At 63.6% G+C, this 18,799-nt stretch carries 19 protein-coding genes, 1 pseudogene and 1 riboswitch; of the genes and pseudogenes, 7 read left to right on the forward strand and 13 right to left on the reverse strand.

The window, feature by feature from the left end; translation table 11 throughout:
• Positions 1–138: 138 nt before the first annotated feature.
• On the reverse strand, positions 139–594 hold the full coding sequence (locus tag P8Y64_09405; GenBank protein ID MEJ2060686.1) for a hypothetical protein: 456 nt from the start codon (positions 592–594) through the stop codon (positions 139–141).
• A gap of 326 nt (positions 595–920) precedes the next feature.
• On the opposite strand from P8Y64_09405, the gene rrtA reads away from it, so the two are divergent.
• The 5 genes from rrtA (at position 921) to gspF (ending at position 7,317) form a co-directional block, all read left to right on the forward strand.
• Complete coding sequence (gene rrtA / locus P8Y64_09410) at positions 921–1,523, forward strand: rhombosortase (protein ID MEJ2060687.1); 603 nt, start codon at positions 921–923, stop codon at positions 1,521–1,523.
• A gap of 7 nt (positions 1,524–1,530) precedes the next feature.
• Positions 1,531–2,352 carry a type II secretion system protein GspC gene (gspC, locus tag P8Y64_09415; GenBank protein MEJ2060688.1) on the forward strand — a complete coding sequence of 274 codons (822 nt, stop codon included), beginning with the start codon at positions 1,531–1,533 and terminating at the stop codon, positions 2,350–2,352.
• Positions 2,353–2,465: 113 nt separating this feature from the next.
• Positions 2,466–4,514: a type II secretion system secretin GspD gene (gspD, locus tag P8Y64_09420; protein ID MEJ2060689.1), complete on the forward strand. Its 2,049-nt coding sequence runs from the start codon at positions 2,466–2,468 to the stop codon at positions 4,512–4,514.
• A complete protein-coding gene (gspE, locus tag P8Y64_09425; GenBank protein ID MEJ2060690.1) occupies positions 4,514–6,052 on the forward strand; it encodes a type II secretion system ATPase GspE in 1,539 nt (512 codons plus the stop codon). Before gspD ends, gspE begins: the two co-directional genes overlap by 1 nt.
• A 50-nt stretch (positions 6,053–6,102) precedes the next feature.
• A complete protein-coding gene (gene gspF, locus P8Y64_09430) occupies positions 6,103–7,317 on the forward strand; it encodes a type II secretion system inner membrane protein GspF (GenBank protein MEJ2060691.1) in 1,215 nt (404 codons plus the stop codon).
• 79 nt (positions 7,318–7,396) lie between these two features.
• Here the strand turns inward: gspF and P8Y64_09435 are convergent, their stop codons facing one another.
• From P8Y64_09435 to crcB, 12 genes are all read right to left on the reverse strand, one after another.
• Positions 7,397–8,185: a LuxR C-terminal-related transcriptional regulator gene (locus P8Y64_09435; GenBank protein MEJ2060692.1), complete on the reverse strand. Its 789-nt coding sequence runs from the start codon at positions 8,183–8,185 to the stop codon at positions 7,397–7,399.
• Positions 8,186–8,331: 146 nt separating this feature from the next.
• The gene (locus P8Y64_09440) at positions 8,332–9,093 is read right to left on the reverse strand and encodes a type II secretion system protein N (GenBank protein MEJ2060693.1); all 762 of its coding nucleotides are present in this window, start codon (positions 9,091–9,093) and stop codon (positions 8,332–8,334) included.
• On the reverse strand, positions 9,093–9,581 hold the full coding sequence (locus P8Y64_09445; GenBank protein MEJ2060694.1) for a type II secretion system protein M: 489 nt from the start codon (positions 9,579–9,581) through the stop codon (positions 9,093–9,095). The genes P8Y64_09440 and P8Y64_09445 overlap by 1 nt, the downstream gene beginning before the upstream one ends.
• Entirely contained in the window at positions 9,578–10,744 is a 1,167-nt protein-coding gene (gene gspL / locus P8Y64_09450) for a type II secretion system protein GspL (GenBank protein ID MEJ2060695.1), read from the reverse strand. Before gspL ends, P8Y64_09445 begins: the two co-directional genes overlap by 4 nt.
• 119 nt (positions 10,745–10,863) lie before the next feature.
• Positions 10,864–11,793, reverse strand: a complete 930-nt coding sequence (gspK, locus tag P8Y64_09455) for a type II secretion system minor pseudopilin GspK (protein MEJ2060696.1) — start codon at positions 11,791–11,793, stop codon at positions 10,864–10,866.
• Complete coding sequence (gene gspJ / locus P8Y64_09460) at positions 11,790–12,389, reverse strand: type II secretion system minor pseudopilin GspJ (protein ID MEJ2060697.1); 600 nt, start codon at positions 12,387–12,389, stop codon at positions 11,790–11,792. Before gspJ ends, gspK begins: the two co-directional genes overlap by 4 nt.
• Positions 12,386–12,787, reverse strand: coding sequence for a type II secretion system minor pseudopilin GspI (gspI, locus tag P8Y64_09465; protein MEJ2060698.1), 402 nt, complete (start codon positions 12,785–12,787; stop codon positions 12,386–12,388). The genes gspJ and gspI overlap by 4 nt, the downstream gene beginning before the upstream one ends.
• Positions 12,777–13,310, reverse strand: a complete 534-nt coding sequence (gene gspH, locus P8Y64_09470; protein ID MEJ2060699.1) for a type II secretion system minor pseudopilin GspH — start codon at positions 13,308–13,310, stop codon at positions 12,777–12,779. The genes gspI and gspH overlap by 11 nt, the downstream gene beginning before the upstream one ends.
• Positions 13,295–13,723, reverse strand: a complete 429-nt coding sequence (gspG, locus tag P8Y64_09475) for a type II secretion system major pseudopilin GspG (GenBank protein ID MEJ2060700.1) — start codon at positions 13,721–13,723, stop codon at positions 13,295–13,297. The genes gspH and gspG overlap by 16 nt, the downstream gene beginning before the upstream one ends.
• Positions 13,724–13,780: 57 nt before the next feature.
• Positions 13,781–15,052 carry a serine--tRNA ligase gene (gene serS / locus P8Y64_09480; GenBank protein ID MEJ2060701.1) on the reverse strand — a complete coding sequence of 424 codons (1,272 nt, stop codon included), beginning with the start codon at positions 15,050–15,052 and terminating at the stop codon, positions 13,781–13,783.
• A gap of 111 nt (positions 15,053–15,163) precedes the next feature.
• Positions 15,164–15,457, reverse strand: a complete 294-nt coding sequence (locus tag P8Y64_09485; GenBank protein MEJ2060702.1) for a DUF190 domain-containing protein — start codon at positions 15,455–15,457, stop codon at positions 15,164–15,166.
• A complete protein-coding gene (gene crcB / locus P8Y64_09490) occupies positions 15,454–15,828 on the reverse strand; it encodes a fluoride efflux transporter CrcB (protein MEJ2060703.1) in 375 nt (124 codons plus the stop codon). Before crcB ends, P8Y64_09485 begins: the two co-directional genes overlap by 4 nt.
• Before the next feature lie 114 nt (positions 15,829–15,942).
• Positions 15,943–16,016, reverse strand: a riboswitch (Fluoride riboswitch).
• Positions 16,017–16,149: 133 nt separating this feature from the next.
• On the opposite strand from crcB, the gene P8Y64_09495 reads away from it, so the two are divergent.
• Together P8Y64_09495 and glcE are read left to right on the forward strand one after the other, a co-directional pair.
• Positions 16,150–17,643, forward strand: a complete 1,494-nt coding sequence (locus tag P8Y64_09495) for an FAD-linked oxidase C-terminal domain-containing protein (protein MEJ2060704.1) — start codon at positions 16,150–16,152, stop codon at positions 17,641–17,643.
• A 19-nt stretch (positions 17,644–17,662) separates the two neighbouring features.
• Positions 17,663–18,799: pseudogene (gene glcE, locus P8Y64_09500) on the forward strand (glycolate oxidase subunit GlcE).

Below are 18,799 nucleotides of genomic sequence, written 5' to 3' on the forward strand. Positions count from 1 at the left end.
GACCAAACCGTACATCATATGGTGCAGCAGCTTTCGATATCGTGTACGGGGATTTGATCGAATCATGGCACGCTCCTTATGACTTGATGATTCATACCGTCCAGCACGCATGGCCAGGCAGAACAATGAACGGCATGTTCATCGAGATGCGCTGAACAGGGGACCGCCGGGGACCTTGACGCTGATTTCGGCTGACGGGGAACTCTGGCTGCCGCTGCTGCCACCGGGCGGATTGAGCGCCGAATAGGCCTCCACCTGGAAATACCAGGTACCGCCGGCCAGATTGATCGTCGTGGAAGTGGGCGCCAGCGTGCCGGAGACGTATGGCACATTGACGCTCTGCACGCCCGAACCGCCCGGTGAAAATCCAGCCGTCTGGCTGTAGTAGACGATATATCCGCCGCCGGTCGTATTGACCGCGCTCTCATGGCTGGCCGTCCAGCTGACCAGCACATTGGATGAACTGTTAAAGTTGTAAGTCGAACTGGACGAGGAACCGCCGCCTCCGCCACCACAGGCGGACAGCAGCAGGGTGAGCAGGGCTATTGCAAAAAAATACAACCGGGAGCGGTTGTTGAGGGTGATGGTTTTCATTCCTTTGCCCACTGGAGTCCGTTATTTATTGTTGTTCCGCATGGCATATCTGCGAACTGTGGCAAAAAGTTAACAGTCAAAAAAACATTCGGCAAGTTTTAGAAAAATCGCCACTTCGAAAAATGCATCAAGCTGATCAAACTTTGATCAATCTGGGGCACAGAGTCGCGTTTCGTCACTGCAAATGAATGCAACCGTGTTCGCCACCGCACTCATTCTTCAAAAAACTGTAACCAAGACATGTGAAAAGCATTCCAAGTAACATACCCACGGACTGCAGTCGGACGTTTTAAGCACATTCGTATTGATGGCGATCGCCGACAGCCATGATGAACCTGGACCTTCATGCTCTGATCAAAACCTGGCGCCTGCCCCTGATCGTCGCCCTGCTGGCCGTGCTGGCGCAGGCGTTCGGTCTTGCACAGACGCTGCAGTACCAGCGCGGACTAATTGCGCATGGGGAATTGTGGCGCCTGCTGACCGGTAATCTGGTCCATCTCGGCTGGGTGCATCTGGGGCGTGACCTGCTGGGCCTTTTCCTGATCTGGCTGTATTTCTTTCCATATCAAAGTGAACGCGCATGGCTAATGCTGATGCTGACGGCCGGCCTGGCCGTCAGCCTGGGGCTGTTCGTCCTGAGTCCGCAGATAAAGTGGTATGTGGGGCTCTCCGGAATGGAATACGGGCTGTTCTGCGCCGGCGCATTACTGGAATGGAAGCGTTCACGCTGGCTCAGTATCGTGATGCTCGTCCTGATGTGGGCATTGGTATCGTACACGGTGGCGGTCGGACCACTGCCGGGGGAAGATGCCGGGCTGGGCGGACCGATTGTCTCCCAGGCCCATCTCTATGGCGCCCTTGGCGGCTTGGCGTTTATCCTCTTGCAACAAGGATTGCCCAAACTGCTGGCTGCAGGTGCCACGGATTGAACTTAATATGACATTCAAGTTACCGACCAATGTACTGCCGCGCGCAACCCAGACCGCGGTATTCGTATTCGTCGTACTTGCCGCCTGGAATGCAGCCCGGCTGACCTGGACGGCGGTTCTCCCCCACACCGAAGCCGCCGCGAGCGCCGCACCGGCACAAGCGCCTGTACAGAACCACAAGGCGATGCCGGATGTACAACGCATCATCAGCGCACAATTGTTCGGCGCACCGCAACGCCAGACTGGCGGCGGCGCCGCCCCCGAAACGCATCTGGCGCTGACCCTCAAGGGAACCTACGCCTTGGGTGGCGGACAGGGTTATGCAATCATCGCCCAAGCCGGCAGCCACTCGAAGGTTTACGGCACGGGCGACAAGCTGCCCGACGGCGTACAGGTGGCCGAAGTCTATGATGACCGTGTCATCCTGAATACCGGCCAGGGAAAGGAAACGCTCAAACTGACCAAGTTTAAAGGTGGTGGGATTTTGCTCACCCAGGTCAGCTCAGGCAACAGCCTGCAGCGGCAAATCGCCCATGTCCGACAGGAGTTGCTGAGAAATCCGTTTCAGTTCCGCGATTACGTGAACGCCCTGCCGGTATCGAACGACGGACACTTCAAGGGGTACCGGCTCACGCCGGGCCGCAAACCCACTCTCTTCAACGAGCTTGGGCTACGCCCGGGTGACATCGTGACCGCCATCAACGGCGTATCGCTCGACAATCCCGGCCGGGCCATGGGCCTGATAGAGCAACTTCACAACGCACCAAGCGTCAGCCTGACCGTGGACCGCAACGGCCAGCAACTGACACTGAATAAGAGCCTGAGATAATCCCGCATGAATAACAAACGCCAGCCGACTGCATCGCAGCGGCATCCGACCGCAACGGGCGTGTTGCATCTCTCTGTTACACTTGCGCGGCGACCAGCCACCAACCTATTCCAATGAAGTCCATCGCCGCCCTGCTCCCGCTGCTGTTGTGTCTGGCAGCCCCGCTCTCCGCGCTGGCCGCCGACAATGCACCGGATCGTGGCACGGTCACCGCATCGGACACCGACGAGGTCACGCTCAACCTGAGCGACGCCCCGATCAGCAGCCTGATCGATACGGTGTCCAAGGCCACCGGCATCAACTTCGTAGTCGACCCGCGCGTCAAGGGCAACGTAACGGTCATCTCCTCGACGCCCATGAACCGCAAGGCGCTGTACCAGGTCTTTCTTTCGGTACTCGACGTGTACGGTTATTCCGCCGTTCCTTCCGGCCCGGTGGTGAAGATCATCCCGTCGGTCAATGCACGCCAGAACACCCTGCTCAAGGGCAGAGGCGCGGAGGTGGTCACCCGGGTGGTACAGGTACACAACGTCCCTGTCGCCCAGATCGTTCCCATGCTGCGACCGTTGATCCCGCAACAGGGCCTGCTGGCGGCCTACCCGCCGAACAACATGCTGATCGTGACCGACCGCGCGGAGAACATCAGGCGGGTGGTGAGGCTGATCCACGACCTCGACCGCCCCGACAACAGCGAGATCGAACTGGTCAAGCTGCAGCACGCGTCGGCGAACGAAGTCGCCCGTATTCTGAACAGCCTGCAGCAGCAGGCCGCCGCCAAGGGGGCCGCACCCGGGACTCAGGCACGCGTCGTCGCCGACGTGCGCACCAACAGCGTGCTCATCTCCGGCGACAAGGCCACCCGCAAGCGGCTGCGTGCCCTGGTCAAGGAACTCGACGCACCGCTGCCTTCGGCCGGCGACTCGCATGTGGTGTTCCTGAAATACGCCAAGGCGAAGAACATCGCCAAGCTGCTCCAGGGCATGGTGTCCAGCGAACTCAAGTCGGAGCAAAAAACCAAGGCCGCCCCCAAGCAGGCCGTCAACATTCAGGCCGACGAGGACCGCAACGCATTGGTCCTCACCGGCCCGCCCGACAAGGTCCGCGATCTGAAGGAGGTCGTCCGACGGCTGGATATCCGTCCGGCCGAAGTATTGATCGACGCCATTATTGCCGAGGTATCCGGCGATCTGGCCAGACAGCTCGGCGCCCAGATCGGCGTACTGCCAGACAGCGGCGATCCCAAAGGGCCGGCCGCCGCCATCAACTTCACCAATGGCGCCGCCTCGCTGGTTACCCTGGCCACCAACCCCGCCGCTGCCGGACCAGGCCTGCTGCTCGGCCTGGGCGATGCGAATTCCGGCAATACCCGCTACGGCGTCCTGCTCAACGCCCTGTCGTCCAACGCCGCCACCAACATTCTTTCCACCCCCAGTCTGCTGACCCTGGACAACAAGGAAGCCGAAATCGTCGTCGGCCAGAACGTGCCCTTCGTCACCGGCAGCTACAGCACTACCACCAGCACCACGGGCGGCGGTACGGTCTCCAGCCCCTTCCAGACCATCGAGCGCAAGGACATCGGCATCACCCTGAAAGTCACGCCGCAGATCAACGAAGGAAACAGCGTCAAGCTCAAGCTCGACCTGACCGTCTCCAGCCTGGCACCCTCGGTCACCGGCGCCGCCGACCTGATCACCAACAAACGCCAGATCAAAACCGACGTCATCACCAACAGCGATTCGATCATCGTGCTCGGTGGGCTGATCGAAGACAGCTACAAGAATTCGACCCAGAAAGTCCCCTTTCTGGGCGACATACCCGGCCTGGGCTATCTGTTCCGTTCGACCTCGCGGCAGCGGGAAAAAAAGAACCTGATGGTCTTCCTGCACCCGATCATCCTGAACAACCAGCAGGCGGCGGACGTCTACACCAACCAGAAATACAGTTTCCTGCGCGGTCAGCAGCTTGAACAGCAGCTCAACCGGAACAACCACGAGCAGGGGCAGCTCGAACAAGGCCCCTCCCTTCCGGAACAGCTGCGGCAGCTCAGCCCCCGCCCCACGGGCCTGACGCCACCTGCCAAACAATCGAAGCCGCAGCCGGCGGCCAAGACCAGCAGCAACACCGAATCGCACGACGATGCTTTCGTCTTCGGGAGCGGCTGATGGAGCAAACGGTGGATCAACACGCCCCTCTCCCCGCTGAGGCCGCCACCGAGACATCGACCGCTCAAGCCGCCGCGCTCGGCTACGCCTATGCCAAACGCCACGGCGTGCTCGTCGACCCGGCCGACGGCCAACTGGAAATTCTCCATCGCGACCTGCCCGACCCGCGGGTACTCGCCGAACTGGCGCGCACGTTCGGCCTCCCGCTCCAGCTCAAAGCGGTCGATGCACACGAATTCGACCAGATGCTGTCACAACGCTACGGCAACGGCTCGAACGGCAGCGCCCAGGCCATGATGCAGGACCTGGGCGAAGGCATCGACCTGGCGGCGGCCGCCTCCGCTCTGCCCGAACCCGAGGACCTGCTGGAAAGCCAGGACGATGCGCCCATCATTCGGCTGATCAACGCCATCCTCTCGCAGGCGGTGCAGGAAAGCGCTTCCGACGTGCACATCGAACCCTTCGAGGACCGGTTATCGGTCCGGCTGCGCGTGGACGGCGTGCTGCGTGAAATCGTCGAACCACCACGCGCGCTGGGCAGCATCATCGTCTCGCGCATCAAGGTCATGGCGAGGCTGGACATCGCCGAAAAACGCCTGCCGCAGGACGGCCGTATTTCGCTGCGCATTGCCGGCCGGCCGGTGGACGTACGTGTATCCACCCTGCCCTCGGGCCATGGCGAACGCGTCGTACTGCGTCTGCTGGACCGTCAGGCCGGACGACTTGATCTCGGCGGACTGGGCATGGACCCGGCCACGCATTCACGACTTAGCGACCTGATCCGTCAGCCGCACGGCATCCTGCTGGTTACCGGCCCCACCGGCTCGGGCAAGACCACCACGCTTTACGCCGTGCTCGCTGAGCTCAACGACAGGGCGCGCAATATCCTCACCGTCGAGGACCCCATCGAATACTTCATCGACGGCATCGGCCAGACCCAGGTCAATCCCAAGGTGGACATGAGTTTCGCCCGCGGCCTGCGCGCCATCCTGCGCCAGGACCCGGACGTGGTCATGGTTGGCGAGGTGCGCGACCTGGAAACCGCCGAAATCGCGGTGCAGGCCAGCCTCACCGGTCATCTGGTGCTGTCCACCCTGCACACCAACACCGCCATCGGCGCCGTCACCCGCCTGCGCGACATGGGCGTGGAACCCTATCTGCTCGCCTCCACGCTCATCGGCGTCGCCGCCCAGCGCCTGGTCCGGCTGCTGTGCCCGGACTGCAAACACCCGGCCGAGGCCACCGCCAGCGAATGTGAAAAACTCGGCGTCGAGCCCGAAACCTCGCCGGTGATTCATCACCCGGTCGGCTGCCCGAGCTGCCATGGCAGCGGCTACATCGGCCGCACCGGCATCTACGAGGTGACCCCCGTCGACGAAACGCTGCAACGCATGATTCACGACGGCGCCTCCGAACAGGATATGGAGCGCCACGCACGCCAGCATATCGCCGGCATCCGCGCCGACGGCGTGCGCCGCGTGCTGGCGGGCGAAACTTCTCTGGAAGAAATGCTGCGCGTCACCCGCGCCGACGATTGAAACCTGGAAACGGCAATTGATCGCTAGTCACTACACGAAAACAGGTTGACATGCCCGCCTTCGAATACCATGCGCTCGACGCCCAGGGCCGCAACAAAAAGGGCGTCCTGGAAGGCGATACCCCGCGCCAGGTCCGGCAACTGCTGCGCGACGGCGGCCTGCATCCCCTGGACGTACAGGCCGTTACCGAACGTACGCCCCGCAAAAACACGCCCTGGCGCCGCCGGCAGAACCTGAACGCCAACGAACTCGCCCTGCTCACCCGCCAGGTGGCCACCCTCCTCGCCACCGGCGCACCGGTGGCCGAGGCGCTGCACACCGCCGCCCGCCAGGCGCGCAACCCGCGCATCGCCCGCGTGCTGCATGGGGTGCGTTCGCGCGTGCTGGAAGGCCACGGCATGGCGGTGGGTATGAACGACTTTCCCGGCGTGTTCAACGAAATCTTTCGCGCCACCGTCGCGGCGGGCGAACAATCCGGTCATCTCGATGCCGTACTCGGCCGGCTGGCCGACTACACCGAGGCACGGCATGCACTCAACCAGCGCGTGCAGCAGGCGCTCATCTATCCGAGTTTTCTGGTCGTCATGTCGATCGCCATTCTCGCCGGCCTGCTCGGGTATGTGGTTCCCAAGATCGTGCAGGTCTTCGCCAACATGGGTCAGGAACTGCCCTGGCTGACCCGGGCGCTGATCTCGCTGAGCGACCTGCTGCGCCACTGGGGGCTGGCGATCGTGGTATTACTGGGCGTCGGTATCTGGCTGATGCGGCGCGCGCTGCGCAACCCCGTCCTGCGCGAACGCTGGCACCGCACCCTGCTGCGCCTGCCGTTGCTCGGCGGCCTGATTCGCGGTATCGAAACCGCGCGCTTCGCGCGCACGCTGAGCATCCTCGCCGCCAGCGGCGTGCCAATCCTGGAATCCCTGACCATCTCCGCCCAGGTGGTCGGCAATCTGCCCATGCGCAACGCGTTGCAGGAGGTCGCCGGGCGGGTGCGCGAAGGCGACGGCATCGCCGCCTCGCTGGAACGCAGCGGCTACTTCCCCCCCATGGCCGTCTACCTCATCGCCAGCGGTGAAGGCGGCGGCAACCTGGAAGAAATGCTGGAACGCGCCGCTCAGCAGCAGGAGCGGGAAACCTCATCGATCATCGGCACGGCGCTCGCGCTGTTCGAACCCGTGATGATCGTCGTCATGGGCCTGATCGTGTTCGTCATCGTGCTGGCCATCCTGCTGCCCATCTTCCAGCTCGATCAGTTGGTGAAGTGATACCACATCGCAGTGAAGCGTGAGCCCGGGTAGTGGCACCGCCCGCCCACGCCAATCCCAAACAGGCTAAGGCAATAAATCAGTCTTCCGGCATTTGCCCCAGCCACAATGCGGCCAGGCCGGCACGGCCGCGCACATTGAACTTACGGCAAATACGCTTGCTGTAGGTGTGCACCGTCGACGGAGACAACGCCAGTTCGGATGCGATTTCCTGTTCGGATTTGTCGGTCAGCAACCCGTTCAGCACCTTGCGCTCCGAACTTGTCAGCGGCTTGTCAGCGAGCAGCACGCCATGATGCAGCACCAACTGGCGATGAAACCACTTCTGTGACCGCATTGCGTAATCCAGCACTTCCCTGTCCGTTTCATCGAAAAACAATCGCTGATCACTGATGCGCTCAAAAGCGAACCAGGACTCCACGTCGTCACCCAGCGGGGTCGCCACGTAAATCACATCCTGGATTCCACGCGATCGGAACAGTGCGTTATAGAACTCGGACTCCCACCAGTCCGCCGGGACCATTTCATGACTGATATTGATGCGAAACCGACCCGAATCGCGGACATTGGCGACAACCTGCGGATCCACGTTTCCCTGATCAATGCGTCTCAGGTGCTCTTTTACCGAAGCCCGGCGCTCGGGCGTATTGGCCAGATGCCGAACCACCCTGGTACGCCAGCCCAGCGCAGGATCACCGTTACCCAGGTCAGACAATCGCACCGCCCCCATCCACCAGGCATGCTGTGCGCCAAGCGGCTCCAACAATCCGGTGAGCAGATATTCCAGCGCCTCGTTGATACGCGCTGCACCGAACTCCGCAAGCCCGTCCCATAACACATGGACACGCTGCCTGGTCTCACCTTCCATTACAACCCCATGAAAAATAGATGCGTATCAAATTGCATATCGTCCCTGATCAGGGACTTTTATAGAGTGATCGACTTCACAGAAATCCCCGTGCCCTCGCCTAATAAGGGGTAAGCCACAAGACTGCACCTCATGCTCAGTCAGACCTACATTCCCGCCATACGCAGCAGCGGCCGCAGATCGCCGCTGCGGTCGATGCGCAAGCTGTCGCGCGCATCGCTGTGGCCCATCAGCCCGAGCAGCTCGCGGGCTTCGGCGGTATGCGCCGCCAGATTCATGTCCAGCTTGTAGTTTGCTTTTGCATCCACGTTCGCACTGCCCTGCCCGCTGAGATCGCCGCCCTGCAGGGTGAGTTTCACCCCCTGTCCGGCGTTGCCAGGCTGGAAATCGGCCTGCACGGCACCCAGGCGCAACGCGACCGGATTTTTGGCCACGGCATCCGTCCACTGCGCGGTGCCCGTTACGTTCGGCGCACCATCCGCAGGCCAGGAGGCATATTCGAAGTGGGCGCGCAGGTCGCCATCGATACGCAGCGGGAGATCGAGCCGACCGCTCAAGGCCGTGTCCATATCCAGATCCAACCCGGAAAACTCGGGGCGTTTCGAAAACCAGGGCTGCAGGAATTCACCACTTGCCTGGAGTTCGGGGCCTTTTAATTTGAACCGCACGCCCAGGCGTGCGCGCAACAAAGCAAACGGCGCGAACCGCCATTCCACACGACCCAGATTCTGGCCGCGCCAGACCAGACCATCAGCCTGTCCGGTCCAGATCGATCCATTCACGCCCTGGAGTTGCGCGCCGCCGGGCAGCCGTTTCGGCATCACCAGCGCGGCCGGCAGAGTAATCAAAAGAAACAACACATAGGCCGACAGGCCCAGCAGGGCGACACGGACCAACGGCTTGTTCATCATCCGGCGCTGCCGCGACCGAGTAACAATGTGGCCTGCACCTGCCCCGGCTTGTCGGCGGGCGTGAGACTGAGGCGCTGGATGTGAATCCCCTGGTTGCCCAGTGCGGCGATCCAGCGGAGCAGCGCATTGAAATCGACGCTGGAAACGGACACGGCCACGCTGTCGTCCCCCTGCGGCGTGAGCTGTGCAATGGCCTTTTCCATCTCGTGCCGGCGCGCGCTGCGATCCACCGCCGCCACCAGCGACCCGCGGACCTTTGCCGTCTTGCCCGCACCGGCCGCGCGCAGGGCCTGCATCTTCGCACTGGCGGCCTGCATCCAGGCCAGATCGTCACGCAGCTGCGCCACACGCGCGCGATCCTGCGCAATGGACAGGCTCATGGGGTGCCAGATCAAGGCATAGAACAGCATCACGAACAGTATCCCCGCGCCGAATACCAGCATGCGCCGGTCGCGCGCAGATAATCCCAGCCACCAGGCCTTCATGCCCCACCCCGCTTCAGCGTCAGGTGCCCGCTGGTCACGCCGCCCTGGCTGCCTACCGATCCCATATCCACCTGCAAGTGCTGGCGTTGCAGCTTGGTTTTTAGCGTGTCGAAGGTGCCGATGTCCGGTGCCGTCAGATCCAGGCTCAGGCGGCCGTTCCGGTATGTCAGTTTGGTGATGTGCACGCCTGCCGTGTTGGCGAACACCCCGGCCGACGGCGCCAGCAGGCCGAGCGGCCCTCCCTGCGCCGCACCGTCGGACAATGCATCCAGGGCCTGTTGCATCTGCACCCTGGCGTTGACGATGCGGTGCGAGCCGGGGACGGCCTGGCGATACACCGCGTCGATCTGGCGCTGCAACGCAGCCGCCTCGTGCGCCAGACGAAAATAGTCCACGCCATGCACGGCAAAGGCCGAGAGCAACCATATGCCGGCCGCCACTGCCGCACTGCGCCAGGGACCTAACCGCCGCGACAGGCGCGCGCGCGGGGCGTAGGCGCCGGAAAGCAGGTTGAGGACTTCCCCCTCTACGGTGAAAACCCTGAGTACGGAATCAGGTGCGGGCACGCGCTCGACCGGCAATGGCAGATCAGCGGGCGCATCGCCATCCAGACACCACAGACGTAACCGCTGCGGACGGTCGTCCTCGGTGAATTGTTCCCACAGCGAGGTGATCAGCACCGGCAGCACATCACGATCGCAGGCCTGCCCGGCATGCGGGCCCGTACGCAGCCAGGCCTGATCCCCCGAAAGCAGCAGGCTCCATTCGCCTGCCTGCCATGGCAGGGCCAGCGTCTCGGGTACGAGCAGCTCAGGCTGCAGCCCGGCCCCGGTCAAACGGGCCAGCCAATCCTCCAGGCGTGCGCGCGAGACGACGGCGGCGTCCACCCCGGAGGTCGCCTGCCGCCAGGCGAAATGCTGCGTCTCCGGCGGCTCGATAAGCCATTCCTCCAGCGCATAGGGCAGCGCCCGCTCCACTTGGGCGCGATTGCGGCTGGGGATGTCCGCATGGGACAGCAGCACGTCGCGCCCGGGGACCAGCACCGCCAGCCGGCGCTCACGGGCCACCGTTGCAGCCTGCGCCAGCGGACCGTGAACAATACGGTCTCCATCCCGCCATTCGGCAAGATCATCGTCCAGCAATCGCAGTATCAGCAGATCCATGGATGAGATAAATAACTTGTCGTCGAAACTATGCGCACTTTATAGAGATTCACGCCGCTAAGCACATCGAAATTCATTGCCCGGGTCATAGCCAGCCGGACGCGTGTATTCCGTCACGCTCACGGCGCGGTATCGCGTGAGCGCATCAACACGCGGACTGTGCCGTTATCCTCGATCTGCAATACGCTGTACAGCGTCGCGCGTGCGCGGCCGATGGTGGCCTGCACATGCAGCAGAAAATAGTCACTGGTCACGCCCAGGCGGGCCGAGTCGAAGGACTGACCGCTGAGTGTCGGACTGGCGAGAAACTGCGCCAGGGCGGTAAAGGGTTTGTTGTTACGCTGTTTGATAATGGCCTGTGCCCGATCGGCGGACAGCCCGAGGGAACGCAATACCGGTGCGGGCGCGGTGTTGACGTTGATTGCTGTACCCGACGGCAGCGCGACGACATAGGGCGCCAGCGCGTTGGTGAGTTTGGCGTCAAAACCGCGCACCACCCGCAGGGTGGATGCGGCAATGAAGGCATTGTTGGCGGCACGGTATGGCGGTTGCAGGCCAAGGTAATAACCGTCTTCCGCACCGTCGCTGCCGGTGGGAATATCGTTGGGATCGATCCAGTCGATGACGGCGTCCACCAGTCCGGGCGTCGCCTTGAACATTTCCAGCAGGCGCGCCAGGCGCATGCGGGAGGTGCCGATTACCTGCTGTCCTGCGACCAGGTTGTTGAGGTTGAAACGCCCCTGCAGGTCCTCCAACTGACCGACGACCTGTGCATCGCCAACGCTCACCGGCAGCATGGGGCTGGCCCAGCTTTGCTTGAGGTCGACTACGCCGGGATGTTTGCGGGCGTTGTCCGCCAGGGTCTGCGCGGCCCAGGCCTCGGCCCCCAGGCAAAGCGCATAGGCGCGCCCCTGCGCCACCAGGTCCTGGGTACGGCGAATCGCCAGGGTCTGATCCCATGCCAGATATACGCTGACCGTGGTGAGTATGGCCACGATCAGCAGGGCGGTAAGCAGCGCGACGCCGCGTTGTCCGGTCGGTCCGTTCATGGCATCAGGAACAACCAGCTCACGGGGCCGTTCATGCCGTGGATCGACAGGGTGACCCGCACGGCATGTGGCAGGACAGTGGCGGCGCTGCCTGCAGGCGGCCAGGACGTCTGTGCCCTCCCCTTGGCATCCAGGTATTCGAAGGAAAGCCTGTCGACACCTTTGAGCAATACGCTGGCGAGCGGCTTGTCCCCCTGCGCACGGTCCAGCACCGGCCAGTCGAGGCGCAGCAAGTGCCGGCCGTCGAGCTGGTAGCGCACCCGGACGAGATGGCTGCGCCGCACACCGGCGGGGTTGGGATAGCCGCCGCGCGTCAGACCCAGCGTCGTGCCGTTACTGTCCCCGCGCAGCGCCGGCAAGGTGCCGCCGAGCTCGTCGTGCACCGGGCGCGGCACGGCCTGGGTGAGATCGCGCTGCATGACGACATAGGCGCGCTGCAGGGTGTGCAGTCGGGCGAAGTGATCCTCCAGTGCCGTGCGGTTTTGCAGCACAGTGTTCAGCCCGGCATAGGCCAGCGCGGCCATGACGGCGAAAATGGCCACCGCCACCAGCAGTTCCAGCAGCGTGAAACCGGACTGATGCGCTCCGCGGTTCATGGCTGCCTGGCCCCCGCCGTGTCCTGCCCCGCCATCTGCGCCTGGCCGATAAAGCCTCGCACCGTCGCGAACGCAGGTCCCTCCCGCTCGGCGCGTACGCGGATTTCGACCTGACGCAGACCCTTGATCGGCGTGTCGCTGACGACCTGCTGCCAGTACCAGGTCGAGCCCGCCTGTTCGGCCTCGCCGCCGCTTTTGCCGGTGCCGGGATATTTCCCCTTCAGGTTCAGCGCCGCGAGCCGGTTCATCGCCACCCAATCGGCGTAGGTGGTCTGCGCCAGATGGCGCGCATTGTCCGCGCTGGAGGCGGAGAGCTGCACGGCGGCGGCCAGCCCCAGCGCAACGATGAACAGGGCGATCACGACCTCGATCAGCGTGAAGCCGCGCTCACGGTGCATGCACCTGCTCCACTTTGAGATTGCCGATGGCGTCGCCGATCAGACGCCGGCGCGGCTTGCCGTCCTGTTCGATGACGAGCGTGAACGGCTGTGTCTCACCGCTGGCGAGCAGAAAGATCTGCGGGTGGGTTTTGTCGAACGGTGCCAATACGACATCCAGGCCCTGGAGCTGCAAGACCAGATCGAGGCCTTGCTCCAGCTTGCGGGGGCGCAGCAACCGGTCGCCGGTTACCGGCTGCCATTTGCCGAAATCGTCCAGCTGGTAGAAACGCCAGCCGCGCTGCCAGAAACCAAGGGCCAGGTTGCGCCCCTGCATTTGCGCCTCTTCCTGCGCCAGTTCGAGCACCGACCGCAGGCGCGTGGCGGCGAGTTCGGCGGGATCGCGCCCGGTGCTCGCCAGGCTCAGGACGGCGACGCCGGTCATGAGGCCGATGATCAGCAGGACCACCAGCAGTTCCACCAGCGAGAAACCGCCTTCGCCGGTGTGCACAGTCACGAGACTGCGGTTTACTTCAGGTTCCAACTCTCGATGTCGTCCTTGTCGCCGGACGTGCCATCCGGCCCGTCGGACCACAGGTCGTAATCCCCGTGCTGGCCGGGCGAGAGATACTCGTAAGGATGACTCCAGGGGTCGGTCGGCAGGGTGCGGACATAGCCTCCCTTGCGCCAGTTGTTCGCCGGCGGATCACCGGAGGGTTTCTTGACCAGCGCGTCCAGCCCCTGGTCGGTGGACGGATAGTGGCCGTTATCCAGGCGATACATGGCCAGGGCGGAATCCAGGGTACGGATGTCGGCCTTGGCCTTGGCCAGGCGCGCGTCTTCGGCGCGGCCGATGACGTTGGGCAGGATCAGCGTGGCCAGCACGGCGATGATGACCACGACCACCATGATCTCGATCAGGGTAAAACCGCTTTGCAGTCGGCGCGCGTGTTTCATTTCATTTCCTTGTCGATGTGGCGTGGCGGCTCGTCGTCACATCCTCTCCCGCCGCCGTTACAAATGCGTTGCGTTGCCCATATAGGACTTCAGGGCGTCGGGAATGGCAACCCGGCCGCCTTCGTCCTGATAGTTTTCCAGCACCGCGACCAGGGTGCGGCCAACGGCCAGGCCGGAACCGTTGAGGGTGTGCAGCAGCTCTGGTTTGCCGGTTTCGGGATTGCGCCAGCGTGCCTGCATGCGGCGCGCCTGGAAGTCCAGGAAATTGGAACAGGACGAGATCTCGCGATAGGTGTCCTGTGCCGGCAGCCACACCTCGAGATCGTAGGTCTTGGCCGCGGAAAAACCGAGATCGCCGGTGCACAGCGCCACCACGCGGTAAGGCAGGTCCAGGCGCTGCAGGATGGTTTCGGCGTGACCGGTGAGCTCCTCGTGCGCGTCCCAGGAGTCCTGCGGGCGCACGAACTGCACCAGCTCGACCTTTTCGAACTGGTGCTGGCGGATCAGGCCGCGGGTATCCTTGCCGTGCGAACCCGCCTCGGAACGAAAACACGGCGTATGCGCCACCAGCTTCCTGGGCAGGGCATCGTCGGGCAGGATCTCGTCGCGCGCCAGGTTGGTGACCGGCACCTCGGCGGTGGGGATCAGATAAAAATCGTTGTCGCCCGGCACCTTGAACAGGTCTTCCTCGAACTTCGGCAACTGGCCGGTGCCGCGCAGGCTGTCGGCATTGACCAGATAGGGCACGTAGGCCTCGGTGTAACCGTGCTCGCGGGTGTGCACGTCGAGCATGAACTGGATCAGCGCGCGGTGCAGCCGCGCCACAGAACCGGTCATGACGGCGAAGCGCGCGCCGGAGATCTTGGCGGCGGCCTCGAGGTCCAGCCCGCCGGCCAGGGCGCCGAGATCGACATGGTCGCGCGGCTCGAAATCAAAATACCGGGGCTCGCCCCAGCGGCGGACTTCGACGTTGTCGTCCTCGCCCGCCCCGACCGGCACGCTCTCGTGCGGCAGGTTGGGGATGCCGAGCATCATGTCGTCCAGCGCGGTCTGCACCTCGGTGAGGCGCGCCTTGCGGGCATCGAGTTCGGAACCCAGCCCTGCGACCTCGTCCAGCAGCGGCTGGATATCGCCGCCCTGCGCCTTGACCTTGCCGATCTCCTTGGAACGCGCATTGCGGGTGTTCTGCAGCTCCTGGGTCTCGACCTGCAGCGCCTTGCGCTCCGCCTCGAGTTCATTGAACCGCGCGGTGTCGAGTTCAAATCCACGCGGACGCAGCCGCTCGGCGACGGTATCGATTTCGTTACGCAGCAGTTTCGGGTCGAGCATGGGGAACGTCAGTCTTGTCTCAGTTGGGCGGACGAAAAAAAGCGGCCGTGGTAGCCCCACGGCCGCGCGACAGTTTACTACGCCTCTCGCCGCTTTGGCACGGCCGGTTGGTTAAACCAGCTCCGCGTCGAACAACAGGATGTGCAGGGGTTCGATGAAATCCCGCAGCTGGGCGATGACCTCGCTGACCCGCTCCGGCGAGTCGAAGAACTCCACCACCACTGGCAGGTCGAGCGAGAGTTCCAGCAGCGAGGCGGTATGGACATGGCCGCTGCGTCCGAAGCCGCTGATACCGCGGAACAGGGTCGCCCCGCTGACCTTGGCCTCATCGTGCAGGAAGTTCATCAATTTTTCGTGAACCTTGGCGTGTTCACTCAGATACACACGGGCAACCTTGACCTTCATACCTGCCTCCCAAGCAGCAGACCGACCCAGCACGCGATCACGCAGATCACCACGCTCACCAGCATGTTGGTTCCGGCCTTGATGATTTCTCCCTGTTCGAACAGGGCCATGGTCTCGAGCGAGAACGTCGAGAAGGTGGTAAAGGCGCCCAGCCCTCCGGTGAGCACGGCGGCGCGCCATTCGGGACTGAGATTCAGGCGCTCCACCATCAGGATGCTCAGGAACCCCATGGTCAGGGAACCCAGGACGTTGACGAACAAGGTGCCCCAGGGGAACCCCCGGCCGGCCAGCTGATACACGCCGGCGGAGGCGAGAAAACGCAGGATTGCGCCGATCGCGCCACCCGCGGCAATGGCGAGAAATTGAAACAAGACACCCCTCCTGTTGTTCGGATTGTCACGGGAAGTCCGGGCGTAAGCCACAGTATGCCCATGCCGGGAACGCACCGCCAATCGACGGCACGACGCCGGCTGGCCATATGACCCGGTTCAACAGGAGTTATCAGCCCCCCTTGGGCGGTTCCGGAATATCCGCGGCGAACCCCATCGCCGTGCGGGCATGTCCCGCGCCTTTAGCTAGACTTTCATGATGCGTAATTGTTCCCGAATGCAGCTTCATGATGCGTAATTGTTCCCGAATGCAGCGTCCGGGGGCGGTGGTATAGTGCGATCAGAAGCAATACAAAAGAACTGATGAGCGTATTTGTGGAGGAGAAAGCGGTCGTCGATCCCGCCCGCCGTGCCGCATTGCTGGCCCGGCTGCGTGAGATCCTGCCCGCCCCGGCCATCCTGACCGAGGCGGAGGACCTGCGTCCCTATGAATGTGACGGCCTGGCCGCGTACCGTCAGGTGCCGATGGCCGTCGCGCTGCCGGAAGATATCGGCCAGGTCGAGGCCATCCTGCGCGCCTGCCACGAACTCGAAGTCCCCGTCATCGCGCGCGGCGCCGGCACCGGCCTGTCAGGCGGCGCCCTGCCGCGCGAAGACGCCCTGCTGCTCAGCCTCGCCAAGTTCAACCGCATCCTGGAGATCGACGTCCCCAACCGCTGCGCCCGGGTACAACCCGGGGTGCGTAATCTGGCGATCAGCGAGGCCGCCGCGCCGCATGGCATGTACTACGCACCCGACCCCTCCTCACAGATCGCCTGCTCCATCGGCGGCAACGTAGCGGAAAACTCGGGCGGCGTGCACTGCCTCAAATACGGCCTGACCGTGCACAACGTGCTGGCCGTCAAGCTGCTGACCATCGAGGGCGAACTGCTGGAAATCGGCTCCAAGGCGCCCGATGCGGCCGGCTTCGACCTGCTGGCGCTGATGAACGGTTCAGAGGGCATGCTCGGCGTGATCGTGGAAGTCACGGTCAAGCTGATTCCCAAACCCGACCGCGCCCAGGTCATGCTTGCCGCCTTCGACAGCCTGGAGCGCGCCGGCAACGCCGTCGCCGACATCATCGCCTCCGGCATCATCCCCGCCGGGCTGGAGATGATGGACAATCCCGCCATCCGCGCGGCCGAGGCCTTTGTGCACGCGGACTATCCGACTGAAGCGGAGGCCATCCTGCTCTGCGAACTGGACGGCACCAATGCCGAGGTCTCGGAAGAGATCATGCAGGTGCACGACCTGCTGCTGAACAGTGGCGCCACCGAGATGCGCACCGCCAAGGATGAAGAGGAGCGCCAGCGCTTCTGGCTGGGGCGCAAGGCGGCCTTCCCCGCCGTGGGCCGTTTGTCGCCCGATTACTACTGCATGGATGGCACCATCCCGCGCCGCCACCTGGCCACAGTTCTGGCCCGCATCGACGAAATGTCCCGGGAAACCGGCCTGCGGGTTGCCAATGTATTCCATGCAGGCGACGGCAATCTGCATCCGCTGATTCTTTACGATGCCAACCGGAGCGGCGAGCTGGAAAAGGCCGAAGACCTGGGCGGCCGCATCCTGGAACTGTGCGTCGAGGTCGGCGGCACGGTGACCGGCGAGCACGGCGTGGGTATGGAAAAGCTCAATCAGATGTGCGTGCAGTTTCAGCCCGCCGAGCTGACCCAGTTCCACGCCGTCAAAGCCGCCTTCGATCCGCAGGGACTGCTCAATCCGGGCAAGGCAGTGCCCACCCTGCATCGCTGCGCCGAATTCGGCGCCATGCACGTCCATCACGGCCAGCTGTCGCATCCCGACCTGCCCCGTTTCTGAGCACGTCACCATGACCGGGATGACCGACAACGACCTCACCGGGGATCTGCAGGCTGCCGTAAGGGACGCCCAGGCGCAGGGTGAACCGCTGCGCATCCGTGCCGGCGGCACCAAGGCCTTTTACGGTTATCCGGTACAGGCCGAACGCGAACTCGATATGCGTGGCCACAGCGGCGTGATCGCCCACGAACCCACCGAGCTGTTCATCACCGCGCGCGCCGGAACACCGTTGAGCGCCATCGAATCGCTGCTCGACGAGCACGGACCGAGCTGTTCATCACCGCGCGCGCCGGAACACCGTTGAGCGCCATCGAATCGCTGCTCGACGAGCACGGTCAGCAGTTGCCGTTCGAACCGCCGCATTTCGGTCCGACCGCCACCTTTGGCGGTGCCGTGGCGACCGGCCTGTCCGGACCTCGCCGCGCCTATGCGGGGTCGGTGCGCGACGCTGTCCTGGGCGCGCGCATTCTCAATGGCCGGGGTGAGGACCTGCACTTCGGCGGCCAGGTCATGAAGAACGTGGCGGGCTACGACCTGTCCCGTCTTATGGTCGGCGCGCAGGGCACGTTGGGCGTGCTGCTGGAGATCACCGTCAAACTCCGGCCGCGCCCGCCACGGCATCTCACCCTGCGCCATGAAGTCAGCGCCAGGCAGGCGCTGGAACTGATGACGCACTGGGCGCATCTGCCTGTCACCATCACGGCGACCTGCCACGACGGCGAGGCGCTGTACGTGCGCCTGTGCGGCGGCGACATTGCGCTGGAATCCGCGCAGGCCGTCATCCAGGGCGACGCGGTCGATGAGGCCGAAGGCCTGTGGGACAGCATCCGCGAACACCGCCACGATTTCTTCGACGACCCACGCCCGCTGTGGCGCCTGTCGGTGCCGCCGGCTACAGCGCCCATCGACCTGCCAGGCGAGCAGCTTATCGAATGGGATGGCGGCCTGCGCTGGCTGAAAAGCGATGCGGATAGCACAGAAATACGCCGTCGCGTAAGTGCACTCGGGGGGCACGCCACGCTGTTTCGTGGCGGCGCCCGTAACGGCGATATCTTTCATCCCCTCGCCCCGGCGCTGATGAAATACCACCAGCGCGTCAAACAATCCCTGGACCCGGCCGGCATCCTCAATCCCGGCCGGATGTACCGCGGATTCT

This window comes from Gammaproteobacteria bacterium, assembly GCA_037388465.1.
Classification (GTDB): Bacteria; Pseudomonadota; Gammaproteobacteria; order SpSt-1174; family SpSt-1174; genus JARRKE01.

Excerpts from the sequence above, each read along its gene's own strand:
- gspF (MEJ2060691.1), top strand. The coding sequence starts at position 6,103 with ATGCCCGCCTTCGAATACCATGCGCTCGACGCCCAGGGCCGCAACAAA.
- P8Y64_09495 (MEJ2060704.1), top strand. The coding sequence starts at position 16,150 with ATGAGCGTATTTGTGGAGGAGAAAGCGGTCGTCGATCCCGCCCGCCGT.
- gspE (MEJ2060690.1), top strand. The coding sequence starts at position 4,514 with ATGGAGCAAACGGTGGATCAACACGCCCCTCTCCCCGCTGAGGCCGCC.
- P8Y64_09440 (MEJ2060693.1), bottom strand. The coding sequence starts at position 9,093 with ATGAACAAGCCGTTGGTCCGTGTCGCCCTGCTGGGCCTGTCGGCCTAT.
- gspI (MEJ2060698.1), bottom strand. The coding sequence starts at position 12,787 with ATGCACCGTGAGCGCGGCTTCACGCTGATCGAGGTCGTGATCGCCCTG.
- gspG (MEJ2060700.1), bottom strand. The coding sequence starts at position 13,723 with ATGAAACACGCGCGCCGACTGCAAAGCGGTTTTACCCTGATCGAGATC.
- gspL (MEJ2060695.1), bottom strand. The coding sequence starts at position 10,744 with ATGGATCTGCTGATACTGCGATTGCTGGACGATGATCTTGCCGAATGG.
- P8Y64_09485 (MEJ2060702.1), bottom strand. The coding sequence starts at position 15,457 with ATGAAGGTCAAGGTTGCCCGTGTGTATCTGAGTGAACACGCCAAGGTT.
- gspJ (MEJ2060697.1), bottom strand. The coding sequence starts at position 12,389 with ATGAACCGCGGAGCGCATCAGTCCGGTTTCACGCTGCTGGAACTGCTG.
- gspC (MEJ2060688.1), top strand. The coding sequence starts at position 1,531 with ATGACATTCAAGTTACCGACCAATGTACTGCCGCGCGCAACCCAGACC.
- P8Y64_09405 (MEJ2060686.1), bottom strand. The coding sequence starts at position 594 with ATGAAAACCATCACCCTCAACAACCGCTCCCGGTTGTATTTTTTTGCA.
- P8Y64_09435 (MEJ2060692.1), bottom strand. The coding sequence starts at position 8,185 with ATGGAAGGTGAGACCAGGCAGCGTGTCCATGTGTTATGGGACGGGCTT.
- rrtA (MEJ2060687.1), top strand. The coding sequence starts at position 921 with ATGATGAACCTGGACCTTCATGCTCTGATCAAAACCTGGCGCCTGCCC.
- gspD (MEJ2060689.1), top strand. The coding sequence starts at position 2,466 with ATGAAGTCCATCGCCGCCCTGCTCCCGCTGCTGTTGTGTCTGGCAGCC.
- P8Y64_09445 (MEJ2060694.1), bottom strand. The coding sequence starts at position 9,581 with ATGAAGGCCTGGTGGCTGGGATTATCTGCGCGCGACCGGCGCATGCTG.
- serS (MEJ2060701.1), bottom strand. The coding sequence starts at position 15,052 with ATGCTCGACCCGAAACTGCTGCGTAACGAAATCGATACCGTCGCCGAG.
- gspK (MEJ2060696.1), bottom strand. The coding sequence starts at position 11,793 with ATGAACGGACCGACCGGACAACGCGGCGTCGCGCTGCTTACCGCCCTG.